The organism is Rhizobium sp. CG5 (assembly GCF_023701945.1).
Lineage (GTDB): Bacteria > Pseudomonadota > Alphaproteobacteria > Rhizobiales > Rhizobiaceae > Allorhizobium.
Map to the genome: position 1 here is coordinate 177,955 of NZ_JABAEF010000004.1, position 23,180 is coordinate 201,134.

The 23,180-nt window shown below is 62.0% G+C and carries 24 protein-coding genes; 12 read left to right on the forward strand and 12 right to left on the reverse strand.

The genetic code is table 11. The features are described from left to right. Positions 1-277 precede the first annotated feature (277 nt). The 3 genes from HGO38_RS08850 (at position 278) to HGO38_RS08860 (ending at position 1,424) form a co-directional block, all read left to right on the forward strand. Positions 278-430 (forward strand): hypothetical protein, encoded by a 153-nt coding sequence (locus tag HGO38_RS08850; RefSeq protein WP_250955522.1) that lies wholly within the window; start codon positions 278-280, stop codon positions 428-430. A gap of 406 nt (positions 431-836) precedes the next feature. Then, positions 837-1,022: a hypothetical protein gene (locus HGO38_RS08855; RefSeq protein WP_250955523.1), complete on the forward strand. Its 186-nt coding sequence runs from the start codon at positions 837-839 to the stop codon at positions 1,020-1,022. A 78-nt stretch (positions 1,023-1,100) separates the two neighbouring features. Then, positions 1,101-1,424: a hypothetical protein gene (locus tag HGO38_RS08860; protein ID WP_250955524.1), complete on the forward strand. Its 324-nt coding sequence runs from the start codon at positions 1,101-1,103 to the stop codon at positions 1,422-1,424. A gap of 82 nt (positions 1,425-1,506) precedes the next feature. Here HGO38_RS08860 and HGO38_RS08865 read toward each other — a convergent pair whose 3' ends face one another. The 3 genes from HGO38_RS08865 to HGO38_RS08875 form a co-directional block, all read right to left on the reverse strand. Then, complete coding sequence (locus tag HGO38_RS08865; protein ID WP_250955525.1) at positions 1,507-1,965, reverse strand: YbaK/EbsC family protein; 459 nt, start codon at positions 1,963-1,965, stop codon at positions 1,507-1,509. A 417-nt stretch (positions 1,966-2,382) separates the two neighbouring features. Further along, complete coding sequence (locus HGO38_RS08870) at positions 2,383-3,774, reverse strand: dipeptidase (protein WP_250955526.1); 1,392 nt, start codon at positions 3,772-3,774, stop codon at positions 2,383-2,385. Between the two features lie 122 nt (positions 3,775-3,896). Beyond that, on the reverse strand, positions 3,897-4,328 hold the full coding sequence (locus tag HGO38_RS08875) for a MarR family winged helix-turn-helix transcriptional regulator (protein WP_250955527.1): 432 nt from the start codon (positions 4,326-4,328) through the stop codon (positions 3,897-3,899). Positions 4,329-4,715: 387 nt separating this feature from the next. Here HGO38_RS08875 and polA point away from each other — a divergent pair, with 387 nt between their 5' ends. Continuing rightward, positions 4,716-7,703, forward strand: coding sequence for a DNA polymerase I (gene polA / locus HGO38_RS08880; protein WP_250955528.1), 2,988 nt, complete (start codon positions 4,716-4,718; stop codon positions 7,701-7,703). Positions 7,704-7,732: 29 nt separating this feature from the next. On the opposite strand, the gene pcaQ is transcribed toward polA, so the two are convergent. After that, positions 7,733-8,659, reverse strand: a complete 927-nt coding sequence (gene pcaQ / locus HGO38_RS08885) for a pca operon transcription factor PcaQ (protein ID WP_250955681.1) — start codon at positions 8,657-8,659, stop codon at positions 7,733-7,735. A 92-nt stretch (positions 8,660-8,751) separates the two neighbouring features. Here pcaQ and pcaD point away from each other — a divergent pair, with 92 nt between their 5' ends. Genes pcaD through pcaG form a run of 4 tightly spaced genes read left to right on the forward strand, consistent with a single transcriptional unit; the run spans position 8,752 to position 11,320 of the window. Beyond that, entirely contained in the window at positions 8,752-9,540 is a 789-nt protein-coding gene (gene pcaD, locus HGO38_RS08890) for a 3-oxoadipate enol-lactonase (protein ID WP_250955529.1), read from the forward strand. A 10-nt stretch (positions 9,541-9,550) separates the two neighbouring features. Further along, a complete protein-coding gene (gene pcaC / locus HGO38_RS08895) occupies positions 9,551-9,964 on the forward strand; it encodes a 4-carboxymuconolactone decarboxylase (protein ID WP_250955530.1) in 414 nt (137 codons plus the stop codon). Further along, positions 9,961-10,701, forward strand: coding sequence for a protocatechuate 3,4-dioxygenase subunit beta (gene pcaH, locus HGO38_RS08900; protein ID WP_250955531.1), 741 nt, complete (start codon positions 9,961-9,963; stop codon positions 10,699-10,701). Before pcaC ends, pcaH begins: the two co-directional genes overlap by 4 nt. Before the next feature lies 1 nt (position 10,702). Next, positions 10,703-11,320: a protocatechuate 3,4-dioxygenase subunit alpha gene (pcaG, locus tag HGO38_RS08905; protein WP_250955532.1), complete on the forward strand. Its 618-nt coding sequence runs from the start codon at positions 10,703-10,705 to the stop codon at positions 11,318-11,320. Between the two features lie 177 nt (positions 11,321-11,497). Here pcaG and HGO38_RS08910 read toward each other — a convergent pair whose 3' ends face one another. Further along, entirely contained in the window at positions 11,498-12,271 is a 774-nt protein-coding gene (locus HGO38_RS08910) for an IclR family transcriptional regulator domain-containing protein (protein ID WP_502941521.1), read from the reverse strand. Positions 12,272-12,392: 121 nt separating this feature from the next. Here HGO38_RS08910 and HGO38_RS08915 point away from each other — a divergent pair, with 121 nt between their 5' ends. Genes HGO38_RS08915 through HGO38_RS08930 form a run of 4 tightly spaced genes read left to right on the forward strand, consistent with a single transcriptional unit; the run spans position 12,393 to position 16,079 of the window. Continuing rightward, a complete protein-coding gene (locus HGO38_RS08915) occupies positions 12,393-13,115 on the forward strand; it encodes a 3-oxoacid CoA-transferase subunit A (RefSeq protein WP_250955533.1) in 723 nt (240 codons plus the stop codon). Then, entirely contained in the window at positions 13,112-13,801 is a 690-nt protein-coding gene (locus HGO38_RS08920) for a CoA transferase subunit B (RefSeq protein ID WP_250955534.1), read from the forward strand. The genes HGO38_RS08915 and HGO38_RS08920 overlap by 4 nt, the downstream gene beginning before the upstream one ends. Before the next feature lie 10 nt (positions 13,802-13,811). Next, positions 13,812-15,017 (forward strand): 3-oxoadipyl-CoA thiolase, encoded by a 1,206-nt coding sequence (gene pcaF, locus HGO38_RS08925; RefSeq protein WP_250955535.1) that lies wholly within the window; start codon positions 13,812-13,814, stop codon positions 15,015-15,017. Positions 15,018-15,020: 3 nt separating this feature from the next. Further along, complete coding sequence (locus HGO38_RS08930) at positions 15,021-16,079, forward strand: 3-carboxy-cis,cis-muconate cycloisomerase (protein ID WP_250955536.1); 1,059 nt, start codon at positions 15,021-15,023, stop codon at positions 16,077-16,079. Here the strand turns inward: HGO38_RS08930 and phnN are convergent. From phnN to phnC, 7 genes are all read right to left on the reverse strand, one after another. Continuing rightward, entirely contained in the window at positions 16,076-16,678 is a 603-nt protein-coding gene (phnN, locus tag HGO38_RS08935) for a phosphonate metabolism protein/1,5-bisphosphokinase (PRPP-forming) PhnN (protein ID WP_502941528.1), read from the reverse strand. The genes HGO38_RS08930 and phnN overlap by 4 nt on opposite strands. Further along, positions 16,675-17,814 (reverse strand): alpha-D-ribose 1-methylphosphonate 5-triphosphate diphosphatase, encoded by a 1,140-nt coding sequence (locus tag HGO38_RS08940; RefSeq protein ID WP_250955538.1) that lies wholly within the window; start codon positions 17,812-17,814, stop codon positions 16,675-16,677. Before HGO38_RS08940 ends, phnN begins: the two co-directional genes overlap by 4 nt. Before the next feature lie 24 nt (positions 17,815-17,838). Next, positions 17,839-18,528, reverse strand: a complete 690-nt coding sequence (locus HGO38_RS08945) for a DUF1045 domain-containing protein (RefSeq protein ID WP_250955539.1) — start codon at positions 18,526-18,528, stop codon at positions 17,839-17,841. Between the two features lie 128 nt (positions 18,529-18,656). Beyond that, positions 18,657-20,147 carry a phosphonate ABC transporter, permease protein PhnE gene (gene phnE, locus HGO38_RS08950; protein WP_250955540.1) on the reverse strand — a complete coding sequence of 497 codons (1,491 nt, stop codon included), beginning with the start codon at positions 20,145-20,147 and terminating at the stop codon, positions 18,657-18,659. A gap of 10 nt (positions 20,148-20,157) precedes the next feature. Next, on the reverse strand, positions 20,158-21,120 hold the full coding sequence (gene phnE / locus HGO38_RS08955; RefSeq protein WP_250955541.1) for a phosphonate ABC transporter, permease protein PhnE: 963 nt from the start codon (positions 21,118-21,120) through the stop codon (positions 20,158-20,160). Between the two features lie 107 nt (positions 21,121-21,227). Then, positions 21,228-22,133 carry a phosphonate ABC transporter substrate-binding protein gene (phnD, locus tag HGO38_RS08960; RefSeq protein ID WP_250955542.1) on the reverse strand — a complete coding sequence of 302 codons (906 nt, stop codon included), beginning with the start codon at positions 22,131-22,133 and terminating at the stop codon, positions 21,228-21,230. 86 nt (positions 22,134-22,219) lie between these two features. Next, positions 22,220-23,077: a phosphonate ABC transporter ATP-binding protein gene (phnC, locus tag HGO38_RS08965; RefSeq protein WP_250955543.1), complete on the reverse strand. Its 858-nt coding sequence runs from the start codon at positions 23,075-23,077 to the stop codon at positions 22,220-22,222. Between the last annotated feature and the right edge of the window lie 103 nt (positions 23,078-23,180).

The following is a 23,180-nucleotide window of genomic DNA, read 5'->3' on the forward strand; positions in this document are numbered from 1 at the left end:
AAGCCAGACTGAAGGCCGCTGTCCGGTCCAAAACATCCGCCGGTGACATTAAGTTTAAATGCGGCGATTTAAGGGGGCGTTAAGGGCCATGAATGGCTTTGAGCGGGGTCATATCTTGCCGATCTGTGTGTTCTCGACCCCGACCGGTATGGGGTCCGTCGGCCTCCTGAAGACGGAGTTGCCACTTATGACTGGTAATTCGGGCTAATGGTTCCCATATGAGACCGGCTGGCAAGGCGCGTCGATGCGCGCGCAGCCGGAAACCCAGGAGATACAGATGACAGATGAAAAGCCGGTCTCGGCTCCAAAAGACGTGAAATCCTTTGCAAACAAACACCGTATCGAAATTGAAGATGCGCAGAAGATCCTTGCGGAATTCGGTGACGATCGCAAATCCGCCGACAAGGCTGCACGCCGCATTGCGGCTTGATCGACGAGCCTCATAGGGGAACCAATCACTTTGCTGTGCGTTTTTAAAGCGTTCAGATTGAAAGGAACCCGTCTATGAATAATATTATTTACATCGTGGGACTGGTGGTTGTCGTCATTGCGGTCCTGTCCTTTTTCGGCCTCCGTTGAATTGCGACAACCGAATAAAAAGCCATTCCGTTTTGCGGAGTGGCTTTTTCTCGTTTATCGCCATGTCCTTGACGATCTCGCGGACAAGACCCGACACTATCATACCTGATCCGGTCCAGACCAAATCGACGGCTTGAGTTGAGGGGCGTTAAGGGCCTCTTGCGCCCGGTATTGCCGCTCCATAAATCGCCCGCGCCTTCGGAACCTTTCCGCCCCGCCGCCGTTCTTGCAGGCAAGGTCAAGTGTGGAGGCGTGTCATGCAGACGGTGGAACAAAAGAAAATCGAAGCGCAACAGAATGTCCGGGTCTGGGCTGTCGCCGACTTCTGCCGACGCTTCCGTCTCGATACGACAGAGGAGCGCCGATTGCGGACGCTGCTCGGCGATTTCGCCCGCGAGCACGAGCTTCTGATGAACGCGCATCGCAAACCCGCCTTCCGCTAAGGCCCACCTTGGGCGTCCCGGCGGGAACTTTTCCGCGGCTCGCCCGTTTTCTATTCAACGAAACCGAAAGGAGCTGTCATGGCTGAGAATTCAATGCAGGCCGAAGTTAGAGAACTTCAGAACCAGATCGCCAATCTCAAGGACCTGATGAACAAGCAGGGTCACGATGTTGCCGACCAGTTGCGCGAAGGCACGTCTGTCGCGCTGAATGGCGCATCGCGCCGTGTCGGTCAGGCAGCAAATTATGCCAAGAACGAAGCGGCCTCTGTTGCCGGTATCGTACGCGAACATCCGACCGCCACGTCGACCGCCCTTTTGACCATCGGTCTGCTCGGCGGATTGGTCGGCTATTTCCTGGCGACCTCTTCCCAGGCCGAGACGCAGCGTCGTCGCTGGTACTAAGTGCTGATCGGTCTTCAGGCCGATTGAGATACTGACGATAATGGCATCCTGATCGGGATGCCATTTTTCGTTGAGATTGTCCCTACTGGCAGACGTCAACCCAGTTGGCGGAAACCAAAGCTGCCATGCGATCGGGCGCGATCCTGACCGCTGCATTGGTCGCGCCAGCGGCCGGAACCACTTCATCGAAGACTTTCAGCGACATGTCGCAATAGACCGGCATCTCGGTGGCAAGCCCAAACGGGCAGACGCCGCCGACCGGATGGCTGGTCAGTTCCAGAACCTCCTCTGCCGCCAGCATGCGCGGCTTGGCGCCGAACTGGTCCTTGAACTTGCGGTTATCCAAACGTTTGGTGCCGGCGGTCACCACCAGCATGACCGTGTCGCCGATGCGAAGGCAAATCGTCTTGGCGATCTGATCGGGCTCGACCCCATGGGCCGCAGCGGCCAGCGGCACGGTCGCGGAACTGGCTTCGGTCTCGATGACGTTGATATCGGCAGCGTGGGCGGCGAAAAAGGCTTTGACGGATAAGAGGCTCATGACGGCAATCTAGGACAAGGAACGATGCGGCGACAACCGTCTTTTTTCGGGAGAACCGCACATCTTGCTCTTGAACCGAGTGACCTGGCACCCCATCTCATTATCAACCAAGGCGGCGTCCGCGCTGCCGCGATTAAGGCAAGATGCCGCAGTCAGAGGGAGAGCTTTGTGATTAACGTTATGTTAAACACTTAAGTACATCCTGATGAAACGGCAAACGACACGGTCTCGATAAAAAGAACTTGTCCAAGCCTGAAGCAATCGGAATTCTTGTTTCCGTCTTTGACCACGGATGTACTGGCATTGACGTTGAAACGAGGTTGGAAAGGTCGGGTCACCCCGGCCTTTTTGCTTTTCTGGGTCAATCATTCCGACAAAACCTGAAGGATGGCGACCTGAGCAGGCCGTGGCCGCCTTTTAAGAGGCGGCCAGAGCGTCGAGAATGCGGACCCAGGAGCGAATGCCCTTGTGGAACGAGTTGAGGTCGTATTTCTCATTGGGCGAATGGATGCGGTCGTCCGTCAGCCCGAAGCCGACCAGCAGCGAATCCATGCCGAGCATTTTCTGGAAATCGCCGACGATCGGGATCGAGCCTCCCATGCCGATCACCACGGCCGGCTTCGGCCATTCGTCGGACAGCGCGTTCTTGGCCTTGGTCAGCACCGGCGAATCATAGGAAAGCTGGATGGCCGGCGAGCCGCCATGCTCGTGGAAATCGACCTTGCAATCGGCCGGAATTTTCGAAGTTACATAGGCGCGGAAGCTGGCGCGGATCTTTGCCGGATCCTGGTCGCCGACGAGGCGAAACGACACCTTGGCCGAGGCCTGGGCGGCGATCACCGTCTTGAAGCCTTCACCAGTATAGCCGCCGGTAATGCCGTTCACTTCGGCAGTCGGCCGCGCCCAGGTCAGTTCCAGCACGGAGCGGCCTTTCTCGCCCGAGGGAATCGACAGGCCCACTTCGCCAAGGAAGCTCTCCGCGGTCCGGCCCAGCGTCTCCCAGGACGCCTTGATATTGGCGGGCGTTTCTTCAACGCCTTCGTAGAAGCCGGGCAGGGTGATGCGGCCGGTCTCGTCATGCAGGCCGGCCAGGACCTCGACCAGGATATGGATCGGATTGGCAGCAGCCCCGCCGAACAGGCCGGAATGCAGGTCGCGGTCGGCCGCCGTGATGGTGATCTCTTCGCCAACCAGGCCGCGCAGGGCAGCGGCAATCGCCGGCGTTTCGGTGTTCCACATGCTGGTGTCGCAGACCAGCGCGTAATCGGCCGTCAGCTCTTGCGCATTGGCGGACAGGAAGGGCTTTAGCGACGGCGAGCCGGATTCCTCTTCGCCCTCGAACAGGATGGTGATGCTGACCGGCAGACCGCCATGCACGGCCTTGTAGGCGCGGCAGGCTTCCACGAAAGTCAGCAACTGGCCCTTGTCGTCGGAGGTGCCACGTCCGGTAATCACCTTGCGACCACCGTCCAGCTCCTTGATCGCCGGCTCGAAGGGATCGTTTTCCCAAAGGTTCAGCGGATCGACCGGCTGCACGTCGTAATGGCCGTAGAACAGCACATGCGGCGCATCGGCCTTGGCGGCGGCGTGATGGGCAACGACCATCGGGTGACCGGGCGTGTCGCGCACGGAAGCCGTAAACCCAAGGCCCGTCAATTCCTTGACCAGCCATTCTGCGGCCTTGCGGCACTCCGCCTTGAAGGCCGGATCGGTCGAGATCGACTTGATCCGCACCAGGTCGAACAATCGGTCGAGGCTTTCGGGAAGGGTTTTGTCGGCGCTCTCGAGCACGGCGGCGATATCAGTCATGGCATTGTCCTTGCGGCTTTTTCAAATCGCCCGGACGATAGACCAACAGGATGACCGTTGCGAGGTCGCACGCAAAATTTTGTCTGAGACAGGGGCCGGACCGCGGCAGGGGGGCGGACCGCTCAGATCTTGCGGGAATTGTCGATCGCCCAGCGGATATATTCGAGCATCAGTTCCTTCTCGAAGCGGCGAAAGCCGGCAAACAGCTCATCATCGGCGGCCGAGGCGGCAGCCAGCGCGTCTGCTTTCATGGCGCGCGCCTTGTCGGTCAGGAATATCAGCTGGGCGCGTTTGTCGGCCGGGTGAGGGCGCCGCTCGATCAGCCCGTCGCGCTCCATGCGCGACAGCGTATTGGCCATGGTGGCCTGCTCGATGTCGATCTTTTCCAGAAGCCGGGTCTGGGTCAGGCCCTCTTCGTCCCAGAGTTCCAGGAGGATCGGAAACTGGCCAGCCGAAAAGCCGAGTTTTGCCGCCCGGAGCTGCAGGGCTCGGGAAAAGCCTCGGGCCAACTGGCTCGCGAGATAGGTCGGCGAATCCGTTCGGTTGAACTTCATGACCCATGGTTAGGCCTGTTTACGGCCTCCGACAATATTGAATTGCAGGCGATGCATCGGCAGACGCGGCTTTTTCGGTGTCGAATTGGTCTCCGGGCACGAAAAAGCCGCCATGGCGTGGAGGCAGGACCATGGCGGCTTTTCAAATGAGGGACAAAGGCCCGGAGAGGGGGGATAAGGCCTTTGTCCAAGCCCGAAGCGGCGGGGGACGAGCCGGCTTTCAGACTGCGGCGTGATCAAGCGCCGGTGACAATGAAATGAGTGGCGGAATGTGGTTTTTCAAGGGAAGCCGGGATTACAAATTCGTAACGTTGCCGTGATCTGGAAACGGTGGGCCGGGACAAGTTCCTATGGACGATGCCAATCCCTCGCGCTATCCATGCTGCCATGAAAAAAGGCGATCATCTCTTCCTCGTTGACGGCTCCGGATTCATTTTCCGCGCCTTCCACGCTCTTCCGGCGCTGACCCGTAAATCGGACGGCCTGCCGATCGGCGCCGTGTCCGGTTTCTGCAACATGCTGTGGAAGCTGCTGCGCGATGCCCGCAACACCGATGTCGGTGTGACGCCGACGCATTTCGCGGTGATCTTCGACTATTCGTCGAAGACCTTCCGCAAGGAATTGTACGACGCCTACAAGGCCAACCGGTCTGCGCCGCCGGAGGATCTGGTGCCGCAGTTCGGCCTGATTCGCGAGGCAACCCGTGCCTTCAATCTGCCCTGTATCGAGACGGAAGGTTTCGAGGCCGACGACATCATCGCAACATACGCCCGCGCCGCCGAAGCGATCGGTGCCGATGTCACGATCATCTCGTCCGACAAGGACCTGATGCAGCTGGTTAGTCCGAACGTCCACATGTACGACGCCATGAAGGACAAGCAGATCGGCATTCCGGATGTCATCGAGAAATGGGGCGTGCCGCCGGAAAAGATGATCGACCTGCAGTCGCTGACCGGCGACAGCACCGACAATATTCCGGGCATCCCGGGCATCGGCCCGAAGACGGCGGCCCAGCTGCTTGCCGAATATGGCGATCTCGACACGCTTTTGGCCCGAGCCGAGGAGATCAAGCAGGTCAAGCGCCGCGAAAGCATCGTCGCCAATGCCGAGCTTGCCCGCCTGTCGAGGCAGTTGGTGACGCTTCGCACCGATGTACCGATCGACATGCCGCTCGATGCGCTGGGCCTGGAGCCTCAGGACGGGCCGAAGCTGATCGGCTTTTTGAAGACCATGGAATTCACCTCGCTGACCCGCCGCGTCGCCGAGATCTGCGATTGCGATGCCGGCGCTATCGAGCCGGCTTTCGTCAAGGTCGAATGGGGTTCTGCCGCTCACGGACCGGATCTCGACATCGCCGAGACCGGGAGTGAGAACGCCAGCGGGCCGGTTTCGTCTGGTTCATCGACGGCCGCGACACCTGCGGTGACGGACGACTTCACGCCGTCAGACCTGGTCAGGTCACGGGCGCAAGCTTTCCATGGCCAGCCGATCGATACGACGAGCTACGTGACCATCGGCGATATCGACACCCTGCGGCTCTGGATCGCGGCGGCCCGTGAAACCGGCACCGTTGCATTCGATACCGAAACCACGTCGCTGGATCCGATGCAGGCCGAACTGGTCGGCTTCTCGCTGGCAATCGCCGACAATACCAAGCAACCCGGCTCTCCGGTGATCCGCGCCGCCTATGTGCCGATTGGTCATAGAACCGGTGGCGAAGACCTGTTCAGCGACGGGCTGAAGCTTGCCGAAAACCAGATCCCGATGGCTGAGGCGCTCGCCGCGCTGAAAGTTCTGCTGGAGGACACGTCCGTCCTCAAGATCGCCCAGAACCTCAAATACGATTACCTGCTGATGAAGCGCTACGGCATCGTCATCGAGAATTTCGACGATACCATGCTGATGTCCTATGCGCTCGATGCCGGCGCCGGCAATCATGGCATGGATGGCCTGTCGGAGCGCTGGCTCGGCCATGTGCCGATTGCCTACAAGGATGTTGCGGGCTCCGGCAAGTCGTCGGTGACCTTCGATCGTGTCGATATCGCAAAAGCCACGGCCTATGCGGCGGAAGACGCCGATGTCACGCTGCGGCTGTGGATGGTGCTGAAGCCGAGGCTTGCCGCCAATCGCCTGACCACGGTCTATGAGCGGCTGGAGCGGCCCCTGGTGCCGGTTCTTGCCCGCATGGAAGAGCGCGGCATCACCGTCGACCGGCAGATCCTGTCGCGCCTGTCGGGCGAGCTCGCCCAGAAGGCCGCAGCCTTTGAGGACGAGATCTACGAACTGGCCGGCGAACGCTTCAACATCGGTTCTCCCAAGCAGCTGGGCGATATCCTGTTCGGCAGGATGGGTCTGCCGGGCGGCTCCAAGACCAAGACCGGTCAATGGTCGACCTCGGCCCAGGTCCTGGAGGATCTCGCCGCCGAAGGGGCGCCGCTGCCGCGCAAGATCGTCGACTGGCGCCAGCTGACCAAGCTGAAATCCACTTATACGGATGCGCTGCCGGGCTATGTCCATCCGGAAACCAAGCGGGTGCACACCTCCTATTCGCTGGCCTCGACCACGACGGGACGCCTATCCTCGTCCGAACCCAATCTGCAGAATATTCCGGTGCGCACCGCCGAGGGCCGCAAGATCCGTACGGCCTTCATCTCGACGCCCGGCCACAAGCTGCTCTCGGCCGACTACAGCCAGATCGAGCTTCGTGTGCTGGCCCATGTCGCCGACATTCCGCAGCTGCGCCAGGCCTTCGCCGATGGCATCGACATCCATGCGATGACCGCGTCTGAAATGTTCGGCGTTCCGGTCGAGGGCATGCCCTCCGAGGTTCGCAGACGCGCCAAGGCGATCAATTTCGGGATTATCTACGGCATCTCCGCCTTCGGGCTGGCCAACCAGCTGTCGATCGAACGCTCGGAAGCCGGCGAATACATCAAGAAGTATTTCGAGCGCTTCCCGGGCATCAAGGACTATATGGAGCAAACCAAGGCCTTTGCCCGCGAGCATGGCTATGTCGAAACCATCTTCGGCCGTCGTGCCCATTACCCCGAGATCAAGTCATCCAATCCGTCGATGCGCGCCTTCAACGAGCGGGCCGCCATCAACGCACCGATCCAGGGCTCGGCCGCCGACGTCATCCGCCGCGCCATGATCAAGATCGAACCGGCGCTGGTGGCAGCCGGCCTGTCGGAAAAGGCCCGCATGCTGCTGCAGGTGCATGACGAACTGATCTTCGAGGTGGAAGACGAGGCGATCGAGGCGGTGCTGCCGGTGGTGGTCAATGTCATGGAGCATGCCGCGATGCCGGCCATTGCCATGCGCGTGCCGCTGAAGGTCGATGCCCGCGCCGCCCACAACTGGGACGAAGCGCACTGATCCTGTTGACAAAGCGGTTTTCGTCGCGATCAGAAACGTCTGGCCGCGGCCTTTACATGGTCGCGGATCGTCTGCTTCATCAGGGATAGCGCCGCGCTCGGCTCGACGCCCGCCTGCGTCGTCAGGCCGACGGCGCCGCGTGTTTCGCTCATGTCGATCTTCAGCTCGACAAACCGGCCGCTGGCAATATCGTCAGAAACGATGCCGCGCGAAATGATCCAGACGGCGTCATGCCGGGCGATATAGGCCCGTCCGAACGAGTCCGACACGGTCTCGATGGTGTTCGGCAATTCGGCGATGCCGTTGGTCAGAAGCAGCCGGTCGACGAGCGGCCGGATCACCGAGCCGCGCGTCGGCATCAGAACCGTCAGCGGGGCGAGTTCGTTGAGGGCAAAGCTCTTGCGCGCCAGAAGCGGATGGGAAGCTCTGACGACGATCGCCACTTCCTCGCTGTAGAGCGGCTCAAAAAACAGCCCCGTCATCAGGTCCGCTGCGCCAAGCCGTCCGACCACCAGATCGAGCGCGCCGAGCCGCAGCGAATCGAGCAGCGCCCGGTTCTCGCCGGAGATGATGGTCACCGCGCTGCCCGTTCCACTGGTCAGGAATTGCGCCACGGCATCCGGCATGAACGTGGCCGATGCGGTTGGCAGCGTGCCGATGCGTACCGGCGGCCCCTCCGACTTGCGGGCCTGGGCAAGCGAGGCCATGCCGCGCTGCACGGCGGCAAGGCTTTCGCCGGCATGTTTCAGGAACACTTCGCCGAAATGGGTGATCTTGATGCCGCGTCCGTCCTTCTCGAACAGCGCCACCTCGAGCACCTCTTCCAGCTCCCGGATCGTGCGGGTCACCGCCGGCTGGGTGATCGAAAGCGCCTCGGCCGCCTTGCCGACGCTGCGTTGCCGTGCCACCTCTAGAAAGGTCTGCAAATGGCGAAACTTGATCCGGGCATCCATGATTCATGCTCATATGGTTATGAATAATGCCCAAAATATCATTTTACCCATAGAAAATCATCGCTTAATTTCTCAACACGGTGAGGAGAACCCCCATGGCATTTGCCACCATCAACGGCATTACGGTCCATCATGAGCTGCTCGGCGATGCCGACGCGCGCAACCTGATTGTCTTTTCCAATTCGCTTGGAACCGATTTCCGCATCTGGCTGCCGGTCTTCGACGAACTCGGCGAAGACGTTTCCGTGCTTCTCTACGATTCGCGCGGACATGGCCTGTCCGGCGGCGCCGACAGCGACTTCGGCATGGACACGCTGGTCGACGATCTGGAAGCACTGGTCGATCATCTCGAGATCAAGAAGGCCACGTTCTGCGGCCTGTCGGTCGGCGGCATCGTCGTCCAGGGCCTGTGGAAGAAGCGTCCGGACCTGTTCCGCAGGATGGCGCTGTGCGACACGGCCCCGAAGATCGGCACGCCGGAGATCTGGAACGCCCGCATCGATGCGATCAAGGCCGGCGGCCTGTCGAGCATATCAGACAATGTCATGGAGCGCTGGTTCACGCCGGATTTCCACGAGCAGCGCGCCGAAGAACTGGGCGGCTATCGCCTGATGATGGAGCGCCAGTCGGCGGAGGGATATATCCGCACCTGCGAAGCCATTCGCGACACGGATTTCACCGCCATCCTGCCGACCGTCACCGTGCCGACCTTGGTGGTCGGCGGCGATCAGGACGGCTCGACCCCACCCGAACTGGTGCGCGCGGCGGCGGGCATGATCCCCGGAGCCCGCTTCGAACTGATCGAAGGCTGCGGCCACATTCCCTGCGTCGAGCAGCCGGAAGAGTTGGCGAGCCTCCTGCAATCCTTCTTGAAGAAAGCGTGAAAGAGCAGACATGACCGCACCCCAGGACAAATCATCCCGTTATCATCAGGGCATGGCCACGCGGCGCAGCGTCCTGGGGGGCTCCTATGTCGATCAGGCCGAATTGGCCAAGACTCCGTTTGATGAGCCGTTCCAGGACCTGATCACCGAAGCGGCCTGGGGGCATGTCTGGTCGCGGCCGAACTGGACGAAGCGCGAGCGGTCGATCGTGACCATCGCGCTCCTGGCAGCCCTTGGCCACGACGAAGAGGTTGCAATGCATGTTCGTGCGACGGCCAATACCGGTGCGACGAAAGAGGACCTGATGGAGGCAATGCTCCATGTGGCGATCTATGCCGGCGTGCCGGCGGCAAATCATGCCATCAAGATTGCCAAGGACGCATTGAAGGATCGGGAAGAGAACCAAGCGGAGGAGACCCAATGAAAAATACCATGCCGGAGACAGGCGCGTTCTTTGCGCGCGACCGCAGCATCCATCCGCCGGCCTATGCGCCCGGCTACAAGACGTCCGTTCTGCGCTCGCCGCAGCGCGCGCTCATTTCGCTTGACGGCACACGAAGCGAGATCAACGGTCCGGTCTTCGGCCACGGCATGCTGAACGATTTGGACAATGACCTGATCGCCAACTATGCCAAGCCCGGCGAAAGCCCGATCGGCCAGCGCATTCTCGTGCACGGCCGCGTCCTTGACGAACGCGGGCGTGGCGTCGATGGCGCACTGGTGGAATTCTGGCAGGCCAATGCCAGTGGCCGTTACCGCCACAAGAAGGAAACCTATCTGGCCGCCATCGATCCGAATTTCGGCGGCGTGGGTCGTACCATCACCGACGAGAACGGCTATTACTGGTTCAAGACCATCAAGCCCGGCGCCTATCCCTGGCCGAACGGCGTCAATGACTGGCGACCGGCCCATATTCATTTCTCGGTGTTCGGTCATGGTTTTGCCCAGCGCCTGATCACTCAGATGTATTTCGAGGGCGATCCGCTCATCTGGATTTGTCCCATTGTCCGGACGATTCCCGACGAAGACGCCATCAAGCAGCTGATCGCGCCGCTCGACATGAATGCCGGCATCCCCATGGACATGCGGGCTTACAAATTCGACATCGTGTTGCGCGGTCGCCGCTCGACGCTGTTCGAAAACCGCAAGGAGGGCAACTGACATGGTGCAATCGCTCGGCTACCTCAAGGAATCTCCGTCTCAGACGGCAGGGCCCTATGTCCATATCGGCTGCACGCCGAATTTCACCGGCATTCACGGCATTTTCGAGCAGGATCTCGGCTCCGGACCGCTGACCAACGACAAGACCAAGGGCGAACGGATCACCATCCGCGGCCATGTGATCGATGGCGGCGGCATGGTGCTGAAAGATGCGCTGGTTGAGATCTGGCAGGCCGATGCCGACGGGCTTTATAGCAGTCCTTCGGAAACCCGCGGCAAATCCGATCCGAACTTCTTCGGTTGGGGCCGCTGCCCCGGCGATATGGCGACCGGCGAATTCGTTTTCGAGACGATCAAGCCGGGCCGTGTGCCCTATCCTGACGGCCGTCTGATGGCGCCGCACATCACCTTCTGGATCGTCGCCCGCGGCATCAACATCGGCCTTCAGACCCGCATGTATTTCGGCGATGAGGAACAGGCCAATGCCGAAGATCCGGTGCTGGCCCGCATCGAACACAAGACGCGCGTGCCGACCCTGATCGCCAAGCGCGATGGCGATACCTACACGTTCGACATCGTTCTGCAGGGCGAAAACGAGACGGTGTTCTTCGACATCTGAGGCTGGTGGTGGTTATGGCCACGACGAGCACAACGCTCTCGACGTCATCCTCGGGCTTGGCCCGAGGATCTGCTGCCAGCAGCCCGTCTGGGGCGGGGCTTGCGGTATGCGGCAGTGGTAGCGTGGGTCGGGCCCGACAATGACGACGGACTTGGCTGCCGTATCCGATTCGCGCCCCTACACTAGCACCTGCACCAATTCAGCCTTCACGCGCCGCAGCGCTGGCAGATAGCGTTCTGCCAGCGCTTCCATTGTCTCGGCGCTGGCAGCCAGCCCGACATTCAGTGCCGCCACCGTCTGTCCGCGTGCGGTCGTCAGTGGCACGGCGATCGATCGCAGCCCGACTTCCACCTCCTGGTCGATCAGCGAATAGCCCTGGGCGCGCGTTTGCGTCAGGATCGTCATCAGTGCATCGATGTCGGTGACCGTGCGCTCCGTGCGCTGCGGTCGCGGCGCGCTTTCCAGAACATGCCGGGCACGGTCCGGCTCCAGCGCCGCCAGCAGGACACGGCCCATCGAGGTGCAATAGGCCGGCAGTCGCGAACCGGGCATCAGCGAGATCGACATCACCCGCCGCTGGGCGGCGCGGGCGACATAGACAATTTCCGTTTCGTCGAGGATCGACACGGACGTGCTCTCGCCGATCTCCAGCGAAAGCTTGTCGATCACCGGTTGCACGATGCGCGGCAAAGGCATGGCGGCCAAGCACCCCGTTCCCAGGCGCAGGACCCGGGGCGTCAGCGTGAAGAACTTTCCGTCATAGGCGGCATAGCCCATCTCCGAGAGCGTCAGCAGACAGCGCCGCGTCGTGGCGCGGTCAAGGCCGGCCGCGGCGGCCGCCTCGGCGATCGACAGCCGCGGTCGATCCGCGCTGAAGGCTTCGATGACAGTCAGGCCTTTCATCAGGCCGCCCATGATGTCGCGCTCTCCGACCACGCCCGTCTCCATCATTCCAAAATGTGCGATATACGAACAAAAATCATATAACGCACAAATTCGTTGCCGTCGAGCCGCGATCGGCTTACCTCTTCGGGTAGAGATCATCGGCTAACGCCGGGATGGAGGATTTTTAATGGACAAGACAATCGCGAACGCGGCCGAAGCCGTCGCCGGGATCGGCGATGGCGCCGTCGTGATGATCGGCGGCTTCGGCGGATCGGGCGCCCCGATCGAACTGATCCACGCGCTGATCGACAAGGGACCGAAGAACCTGACGGTCATCAACAACAATGCCGGTAACGGTCGCATCGGCATCGCCGCGATGATCGACGCCGGCATGGTCAGGAAGATGATCTGCTCCTTCCCCAAATCGTCCGATCCGCGTGCCTTCACCGATCGCTATCTGGCGGGCGAAATCGAACTCGAACTGGTGCCGCAGGGCACGCTGGCCGAGCGCATCCGCGCCGGTGGCGCGGGCATTCCGGCCTTCTATACGCCGACCGCCTATGGCACCGAGCTTGCCGATGGCAAGGTGATTGCCGAGTTCGATGGGCGGCCTTACGTCCAGGAACGCTGGCTGAAGGCCGATTTCGCCATCGTCAAGGCGCAACTGGGCGACGTTCATGGCAACCTGACCTACAACAAGGCCGGCCGGAACTTCAACCCGCTGATGTGCATGGCGGCGGCCACCACCATCGCCCAGGTGTCGAAACTTGTACCCGCAGGCGGAATCGATCCAGAACATGTGGTGACGCCCGGCATCTTCGTCGACGGCGTCGTGGAAATCGCCGATCCGAAACAGGAAGAAGATCTCATTCGCGCCGGAGTGGCCTACGCACAAGGAGCAGAGGCATGACCGTCAACACCCGCGACGACATCAAGCTGTCCAACGCCCAGATCGCCTGGCGCGCCGCCCAGGACATCAAGGACGGCGCCTATGTGAACCTCGGCATCGGCTTTCCGGAAATGGTCGCCCGCTATCAGCCTCCGGGTCGCGAGGCGATTTTCCACACGGAAAACGGCATCCTGAATTTCGGTGAAGCTCCCGCCGCTGGCGAAGAGGACTGGGACCTCATCAATGCCGGCAAGAAGGCCGTGACGCTGAAGCCGGGGGCTGCCTTCTTCCACCACGCCGACAGTTTTGCCATGGTGCGCGGCGGCCATCTCGATGTCGCCATCCTCGGCGCGCTGCAGGTCGCCCAGAACGGCGATCTCGCCAACTGGCGCGTCGGCACCAAGGGCGTGCCGGCGGTTGGCGGCGCGATGGACCTGGTGCATGGCGCCAAGCAGGTCTGCGTCATCACGGAACACGTCACCAAGACAGGTGAACCGAAACTGGTGGAGGCTTGTACCTTCCCGCTGACCGGCGTTGGTTGTATCACGCGGATCTATACGAGCCATGCCGTCATCGATATCGTCGACAAGCGTTTCGTGCTGCGCGAAAAGCTTGGCCCCATGTCGATGGAGGAACTCCAGGCGATGACCGGCGCGCCGCTGCATACCGATGGTCCCGTGGCCGATCTCGTGGTGCCGAAACTGTAAGGACTGTCCCATGACCGAAGCTTTTATCTGCGACTATATCCGCACCCCGATCGGCCGCTTCGGCGGATCCCTGTCCTCGGTCCGCGCTGACGATCTCGGCGCCATTCCGCTGAAGGCCCTGATGGCCCGCAACCCTGGCGTCGATTGGACGGCGGTCGAGGATGTGGTCTTCGGCTGTGCCAACCAGGCCGGCGAGGACAATCGCAATGTTGCTCGCATGTCGCTGCTTCTGGCCGGCCTACCGGTCTCCGTCACCGGCACCACCATCAACCGGCTCTGCGGCTCCGGCATGGATGCCGTCATCATGGCAGCCCGCTCGATCAAGGCGGGCGAGACTGAATTGATGATCGCCGGCGGCGTCGAGAGCATGAGCCGCGCGCCCTTCGTGATGCCCAAGGCGGAGACCGCCTTTTCGCGTCAGGCCGAAATCCACGACACCACCATCGGATGGCGCTTCGTCAATCCGCTGATGAAGAAGCAATACGGCGTCGATTCCATGCCGGAAACCGGCGAGAATGTCGCGGAGGATTATAAGGTCAGCCGCGAGGACCAGGACGCCTTCGCCGTGCGCTCCCAGGCCAAGGCCGCCGCCGCCCAGGAAAATGGTCGGTTGGGCAAGGAGATCACCGATGTGGTGATCCCGCAGCGCAAGGGCGAGCCGATCGTCGTCTCCAGGGATGAACACCCGCGCGCCACCACCGTCGAGACCTTGGCCAAACTCGGTACCCCCTTCAAGAAGGAAGGCGGCACGGTCACCGCCGGCAATGCGTCCGGCGTCAATGACGGTGCCGCCGCCCTGATCATCGCCTCTGAAGCTGCTGCCAGAAAATATGGACTGACGCCGATCGCCCGCATTCTCGGCGGTGCCACCGCCGGCGTGCCGCCGCGCGTCATGGGCATCGGCCCGGCACCGGCCTCGCAGAAGCTGATGGCCCGTCTCGGCATGACCCAGGACCAGTTCGATGTGATCGAGCTCAACGAGGCCTTCGCAAGCCAAGGCCTCGCTACCCTGCGCCAGCTCGGCATCGCCGACGACGATCCGCGCGTCAACAAAAACGGCGGCGCCATCGCGCTCGGCCATCCGCTGGGCATGTCCGGCGCCCGCATCACCGGCACCGCGGCGCTGGAGCTGTCGCTTTCCGGTGGCCGCTATTCGCTCTCCACCATGTGCATCGGCGTCGGCCAGGGCATTGCCATCGCGCTGGAGCGTGTCTGACCCATGGCGTTGACCGGCCAGCCCTATTTCGATGCCCTGCTCGGTGATGCCGAGGTCGCGGCGCTGCTCGGCCCAAAGGCCGATGTCGCCGCCCTGCTGCGTTTTGAGATGGCGCTGGCACGAGCCCAAGCCGAGGCGGGCATGATCACGGCGGCGGATGCCGCGGCGATCCGCGCTGCACTCGACGCCTTCGAGCCGGACATGGAGCGGCTGACCGTCTCGACGCTCAAAGACGGCGTGCCGGTTCCGGGCCTCGTGCAGCAGTTGCGCGAGACGATCGGCGGCGAGGCGGCCAAGGCGCTGCATCTCGGTGCCACCAGCCAGGATGTTGTCGATACGGCGCTGGCGCTGAAGCTCAAGGCGGTGTTCGAATGCTTCGAAAGCCGGCTAATGATCATCGACAGGGCGTTCGAGGCACTCTTGCAGCGTTTCGGCTCGACACCTCTGATGGGCCGCTCGCGCATGCAGGCGGCGATCGCCATGACCGCCGGAGACCGCATCGCGGTCTGGCGCGATGCCGTGGTAAATGCCGGTGCGGCACTGGCGGCCCAAAAGCCGCACAGCCTCATTCTCAGTCTTGCCGGTGCCGTCGGAACCTCGGAAAAATTCGGCGACAAGATTGCCGAGATCCGCCAGAGCATGGCAATTGAGCTTGGCCTGGCCGTGCCCACCTATGGGCCCCATGCCGATCGCGGCCGTATCGCCGATGTCGGTAATGCCTTGTCGCGCATCACAGGGGCGCTTGGCAAACTCGGCCAGGACGTGGCCCTGATGGCGCAGAACGGTATCGGCACGATCACGCTGTCGGGTGGTGGCGGCTCCTCGGCCATGCCGCACAAACAGAACCCGGTGCGGGCCGAAGTGCTGGTGGCCCTGGCGCGCTTCAATGCCGTGCAGCTGTCGTCCCTGCATCAGTCCCTGGTCCATGAGCAGGAGCGCTCCGGTGCCGCCTGGACGCTGGAATGGCTTGTCCTGCCGCAGATGCTGGAAGCGACCGGGGCAGCACTCACCCACGCCATCTTCCTGCTCGATCATGTCGAGCGGATCGGCGATCCCGCTTAGATCTCGGCGGTGACGGGCAAGAGCCCGGAAAGCGTCTGAATGAATTGCGTGCCTGCATCTTCCAAGGCACCGCTGTTGTCGATGGTTACCACGTCGTAGTCGCCGCGGATTTCCAGCGAACTGCGCGCCAGCCGGCGCAGGATCTCGTCGCGGCTCTCGCGCCCACGCGCCTCCAGCCGGGTTGCCAGAACGTCGGGGCTCGCCGTCACATTGACTACCAGCAAGGGCGAAAAGGCCTTGGCAAAGCGCGGCAGTGTCGAGCGCGAGCCATTGGCAACCACCACATGGCCCTGCGCCAGCTTCTCGTGGACCGCCGCCGGAATGCCGTAGCGCAGGCCATGGGCATCCCAGTCGACGGCAAAGCCGCCGGCCTGCCTCTGCGCCTCGAAGTCACTCTCGCTGACGCAGACGTGGTCCTCGCCGCCGGCATCGGCCGGCCGGGTGATCACCCGCTGGACGAAATGCACCTGCGGCACACCGAGAAAATGCCGGGCGGCGATCGCCATCAGGCTGTCCTTGCCGGCGCCGCTCGGACCGACGACCGCAACCAGCGTTCCGGGCGCTGTGACCCGCCCGCGATCGGCCTCGGCTTCCATCAGGCCACCCTTCTGCCCTGCCGCCACACACCGCGCACCACCGGCACACCATCATGCCGGCGCACCCGCACCAGATCGGCGCGAAGGCCGGCCGCAATCCGGCCGCGATCCGCAAGCCCGACCGTGCGGGCCGGCGTCGAGGTCACCATGGCCAGCGCCTGGGGCAGGCTCATACCGTCGATCTCCTCGGCCAGCACGAAGGGCGCATGCAGCAGGCTGAGCGGCACATAATCCGACGAGAGAACGTCCAGCACGCCCCGCTCGGCCAGATCCTTGGCGGCAATATTGCCGGAATGGGAGGCGCCGCGCACCACGTTTGGTGCGCCCATCAAGACGCTCATGCCGGCCCGGTGTGACGCATCGGCGGCGTCCAGGCTGGTCGGGAATTCGGCGAGCTTGACGCCGTGGCCCTTGGCCTCTTCCACATGCTCCAGCGTCGCGTCGTCATGGCTTGCCACCGTGATGCTGCGCGCCGCACAGATCCTGGCCAGCACATCGCGATGCTTTGCGGAATTGCTTGCCGAAGCCTCCAGCCGGCGGGCGACGAAATGGGCAAAGGCCTCGTCGGACAGGCCGCGCTTGGTTTTGTAATAGAGCGTGTACTGGTCCATGGTCTGGAACTGGCGCTGGCCGGGCGCATGATCCATCAGCGAGACAAGGCGCACATAGGGATCATTCTCGAAATCGGCAAAATGCTCCAGCACGTCGCCGGCCGAGACCTCGCAGCGTAGATGCAGCAGATGTTCGGCGCGCAACCGGTCATCCTTCTCCGCCGCCTGGATGGCATCGGCCATGTCCCGCATTTCGCCGACCTTGAAGCCATCGTCCTCGTCGGCGCCCATGCGCAGGCAGTCGAACACGGTCGTGATGCCCGATGCGGCTACCTGGGCGTCATGGGCCTGGATGGCCGATGTCTTGTTCCAGCGCACGCCCGGCCGCGGCGAGTAATGGGATTCGAGATGGTCGGTGTGCAGTTCGACCAGCCCGGCGATCAGATAATCGCCGTCGAAATCCTCGCCGGCCTGGCTGCTGCCTTCATGGATCTCGGCAATGTGCCCGTCGCGGATAATGAGCGAGCCGGAGACGATGCTGTCCTCAAGGACGATGCGGGCATTGGAAAAGACGGTTTCGGCGGACATGGGGTTTTGTGCTTTCGGTTTGGTTCAGGCACTGCCGAGCGGCAGCCAGGATTTGACGGTAAAGGGCGCGCCACGGCTATCCTCGATGAAAAGGCCGAGGCCCGACACGGTGAGCGGCCGGTCGACAAACCCGGCAAAGCGTTGGTTCAGGACGTTGGCGAGAAGCGGCGCGATGTCCGGTTCGGTCGGTCCGGTCAGGGTCATATGGAAGCGGAAATCGTCCATGACATGGTGATAGCCCCAGCGCATCAGGTTGGCGCGCTGGCTGTCGCTCAGCCGCTCTGGCCGGCGCCGGGCAATATCGGCCTCGCTCAGCGGCGCCCGGAAGGGTTCGAATTCCTCGACCACCGATGCGGCAAAATCCTGGAGGACCGGATAGATCCGGTCGGGTATGATCGCGAAGAACGGCCCCAACTGGCCGACCACAACCTTGGGAATGTCGAAGGCTGCCGTCCTGCTGCAAAAGGCCTCGAAGGCCCGGACAAGGTCCGCTTCGCTCGCGCCTTCGGCCAAGTCGAACGGCGCCTTGATCGTCGCATGGAACCCGTAGCGGCGGGGGTCGGCGAGCAGGTCTTGCAACGCGCCGTCCGGCAGTCCCTCCACCGGATCGCGGGCGATCGGCATGTCGGAAAAGGCATCGCGGCCGAGCCAGCGGGCGGCCGCTTGGGTCAGCGGGTCCTGTTGGGGCGGCGTGAAATAAAGCGCGTAACGCAAAGGAAAGTCCTGGAATCGGTGATCGAAGCGGCCACAATGGTCCGGATCCCTGCCCAAAGGCAAGCTGGACCTGCGCTATCGCAGCTTCGTAACAAAATGATGATGATCGGCGCCGATCAGGCGCCGATTCAGGGTCTTTTTCCCATCAGCCGCGAGCGTAGCGCGTTGGAGATCGAGTCAAAGATGAAGACCACGATCAGGATCAGCACCACCATATAGGCGACATTTTCCCAGTCCGAATTGGTGCGCATCGCTTCCCAGAGTTTCAGGCCTATACCGCCGGCGCCGACCGCGCCGATGATCGTCGCCGACCGGGTGTTGGATTCCCAGAAATAGAGCGCCTGGGAAGCAAACAACGGCATGACCTGCGGCAGGACACCGAAGCGCTGCACCGCGACCGGCGAGGCGCCAACCGATTTCACACCTTCGCGCTGCTTGTCGTCGATATTCTCCAGCGCCTCGGCATAGAGCTTGCCGAGCGTGCCGGTATCGGTGAAGAAGATCGCCGAAATGCCGGCCAGCGGTCCGGGGCCGAAGGCGCGGGTGAAGAACAGCGCCCAGATGAACATGTCCACCGACCGCTGGAAATCGAAGAAGCGCTTGACCAACTGGTTGACCGGCTTGTTGCGCAGGATGTTGCGCGCCGCGAGGAAAGACAGCGGAAAGGCGACGATCATGGCAAACAGCGTGCCGATGAAGGCCATGACGATGGTCTGCAGCATCTTGGTCCAGACATCGAGATGCTGCCAGGACGGATTGTAGAGAATATCGTTCCAGGCCAGCGACAGATTGCTCTGCGCCGGATCGAGCCGTTCACCGCTCCAGACCAGCGCGCCGACTTCGGAGGCCGACTTTCCAAAGAAACGGGAATCGGTGTCGAAGACAAAATTGGCCCAGCCAAGGAAGCGCTTGTGGATCTTCACCACATCGTCGCGGATTTCCGCCCAGCCGGAAAAGCCGAAGGACAGCACGATCTTGTCGCCGGGCCGGCGCTGCTCCGCCCAGGCGGGAAGTGGCTTGTCGGCATTGACCTCGCTTCCAACGCCGATCGCGATGGAAATCGTCTCGTCTCCCCGCGTGACATCGACGCGATCCGGCGCGATGACGATCCGATCAGTGCCATTCATCGTCACGGTGGCCCGGGTCACGACCTCCTCGGTCCGCTGTTCGGTGCGGGCCTGGGTCGCGCTGTCGACGGCTGTGTTCGGTGCCATGAAGGAAAAGGAGGAGCTGGCCTTCGGTGCAGACCCCTGGCCGCCGGCCGGCACCTCGATGGTGCGCGCGATCGTTTTCCGCTCGGAGACAAGCCAATCCGGGTTGGGATTGGGGCCAATCGGGTCGAAGCGCGGATAGACGATCTGCATGCTGCCGTCCGCTTCGATTTCGATATCGGGGCGGATTTCATAGGAGACCCAATCGGCCAGATAGGTGCCGGCCATTCCCCAATTGGCTGTTCCCAGCACCTGCCCGATGGCAAAGAACCACCAGCAGAACAGGAAATAGAGAATGACGGACCCGCCAATCATGAGGAAGCGGAAGCGCATCCAGAAGGACGGCTGCAGCAGATGACCGTTTCGGTGGGCAACGGCATCCATGTCGGCGGCGCTGAGCGTTTTCATAACGGGTCCCTCACATGACAGCCTGGAAGGCCTGATCGCCCACCAGCTTGCGCCTCAGCCAGGCCGACAATTGGTCGACGGCGATGATGGTGGCAAACAGCAGCAGAACGATCGCCAGCGTCTTCGCCTCGTGGCCGCGGCTGATGGAGAGCCGCAATTGCTCGCCGATGCCGCCGCCGCCAACGGCGCCGATAATGGTCGAGGCGCGCACGTTGATCTCCAGCCGCAACAGGAAGTAACTGACGAAATTCGGCAGGACCTGCGGCACCATGCCGAACCATGCGCGCTCCACCCAGCTGGCACCGACGGCCTTCAGCCCCTCGTCGGGCTTCATGTCGGCATTCTCGATGACCTCGAAGAAGAGCTTTCCGAGCGCGCCGATCGTGTGGATCGACACGGCGATGATGGCCGGGATGGGACCGAGCGACAGGATGGCCAGAAAGAAACCGGCCAGCACGATTTCCGGAAAGGCGCGCAGAATTTCCATGAAGCGGCGAACCGTACCGCGCAACAGCGGATTGCGGGTCATGTTCTTCGCCGCGAAGAACGACAACACGCCGCCGAAAATGAAACCGATCAGTGTCGAGAGGATGGCGATGTTCACCGTCTCCGCCATTTTGTAGAAATACTCGGGAATGTAAAACGTCTCGGTGACGTAGTAGCGGCCTTCCGGATATTCATACTGCAGGCTGCCATCGTAATAGGGCGAGGGAAGATCGAACATGGCCCGCACGATTTCCATGCTGTCGCGCGGCACCAAGTCGCCGACGAAATCGAAGACATGCGGGATGCGATCGAAGAACTTGCCCGAGTTCGTCTCGTTGGCGAACCACAGCGAACCGCTGACCACGATCAGCAGCAGCCCGATCCCGACGACTGAATAGAGGCGCCGTTTGGCCGCCAGTTCCTGCCAGTGCCGTTCGACCTGCATTCCCCCGTCGCCCAAGGGATGCCGCGCCATCGAGAGTGTCATGACCCAAGTCCTTTTTCAGGATGTATCCGTTTGCGGCGCATCTCATACCCGCCGTAAAAAACCGCCGGACGTTGCCGTCCGGCGGTTCTGGGTGTCGTCAGGCAGGATCAGCCGCCGATGGTGGCCTTGCGGGCGTCGATGATCGGCTTGTAGAAGTCAACATTGACTTCCGTGAAGCCCTTGAAGTCGCCGCCCTGGATGGCCGAGAAGCAGGCCGCATCGGTCTTCGGCAGGTCCATCATGAAGGTCTTGAACTTGGACTTCATGTCTTCGTTCATCGACGTGCGAATAACGATCGGGCCGTTCGGGATCAGCGGCGACTTCCACAGTTCGACCAGGTCGTCCATGTTGAGGATGCCCTTGTCGACCATCTTCTTCAGGTTGCCCGATGTGTAGCCGTCCTTGAATTCTCCAACGCCGGAACCGAAGGTCGTGCCGGCATCGAACGTGCCCTTGAGAACTTCGAGGACGAGGTTTTCATGGCCGCCGCCGAAACCGGTTTCTGCCACATAGCCCTTGACCGGGCCGCCGATGGCTTCCGGCAGGGTGACGGTCGGGATCAGGTAGCCGGACGTGGAATCCGGGTCGGCGAAGCCGAGCTTCTTGCCCTTGATGTCGGTGACCTTGGTCATGCCGCTATCCTTGCGGGCGACCATGATCGAGTAATAGCCCATCGAGCCATCGGTCTGAACGGTGGTCAGGATCGGTTCGACAGCCTTGGCATCGGCCAGATAGATCTTCGCAAAGCCCGAAGCGCCGAGTTCGGCGTAATCGAGCGTGCCGCCGAGCAGGCCCTGGATGACGCCGTCATAGTCGGCGGCCGGGAAGAGCGAAACCTTTTCGACGCCGAGAACGGTCTTGAGCTTGTCGGTCATGCACTGGTAGTTGCGCAGCCGGTCGGCTTCGTTTTCGCCGCCCAGAATGCCGATGCGGAATTCCTTGAGGTCTTCGGCGTGAACCACACCGGCCAGCGATACGAGGGCGGCGGTGGCAAGAAGGATCTTCTTCAACATGCGTTCATCTCCTGTTGTCCCGGATGTCCGGAATGCGTCATGGATAATGGGGTGCCCTTTACGCGGGCGACGATCGATGCGGGCGATCAGGCCTCGGCAGCTGCCAGGGACGGATGACCGACGGATTGCATGGCGGTGGCCTTGGCCTTGACGCCTGGAATATTGATGCTGGTGGAGGTCATGCTCTCGTCGATGCCGGCGCCATGGCTGTCGGAACCGTAGATCTCCTGCACGGCTTCGGCTGTCAGCTCCTGCGGGGTGCCGTCGAAGACGACGCGGCCCTTGGCCATGCCGACAATGCGTTCGCAATAGGCGCGCGCCGTATCCAGCGTATGCAGATTGGTGATGACGGTGATGCCTTCACGCTCGTTGATGTCCTTCAGCGCATCCATGACGATCTTGGCATTCAAGGGATCGAGCGAGGCAATCGGCTCGTCGGCCAGGACCATTTTCGGCGCCTGCATCAGGGCGCGGGCAATCGCCACGCGCTGCTGCTGGCCGCCCGACAGGGTGCCGGCCGGCTGCAGCGCCGTCTGCTCGATGCCGAGGCGCTCCAGCGCGGCGATCGCCATGATGCGCTCGTCGCGGGTGAACATGTTGAGAATGCTCGACACTGTTGAGCGATGATTGAGCCGGCCGAGCAGCACATTGGTCAGCACGTCGAGACGCGGCACCAGGTTGAACTGCTGGAAGATCATCGCGCAGTCGCGCTGCCAGTTGCGCAGGGCAGAACCGCGCAGCGACGAGACTTCCGTATCGCCGAAATGGATGGAGCCGGATGTCGGGTCCGCCAGCCGGTTGATCATGCGCAGCAGGGTCGACTTTCCGGCACCGGACCGGCCGATGATGCCGACCATCTGGCCCTGCGGAATAGCGATCGTCACATTGTCGACGGCCGTGGTCTGTCCAAAGCGCCGCGACACGTTTTTCAGCTGAAAGTTCATTTTCGCTATTCCCATCAGACGACAAAATCGTCTCTGGCTTTAGCTGTTCTTCATGAAGTGCGAATGTCAGTTTTGTGTCGGGAAGATTACAATCGCTAAGCAT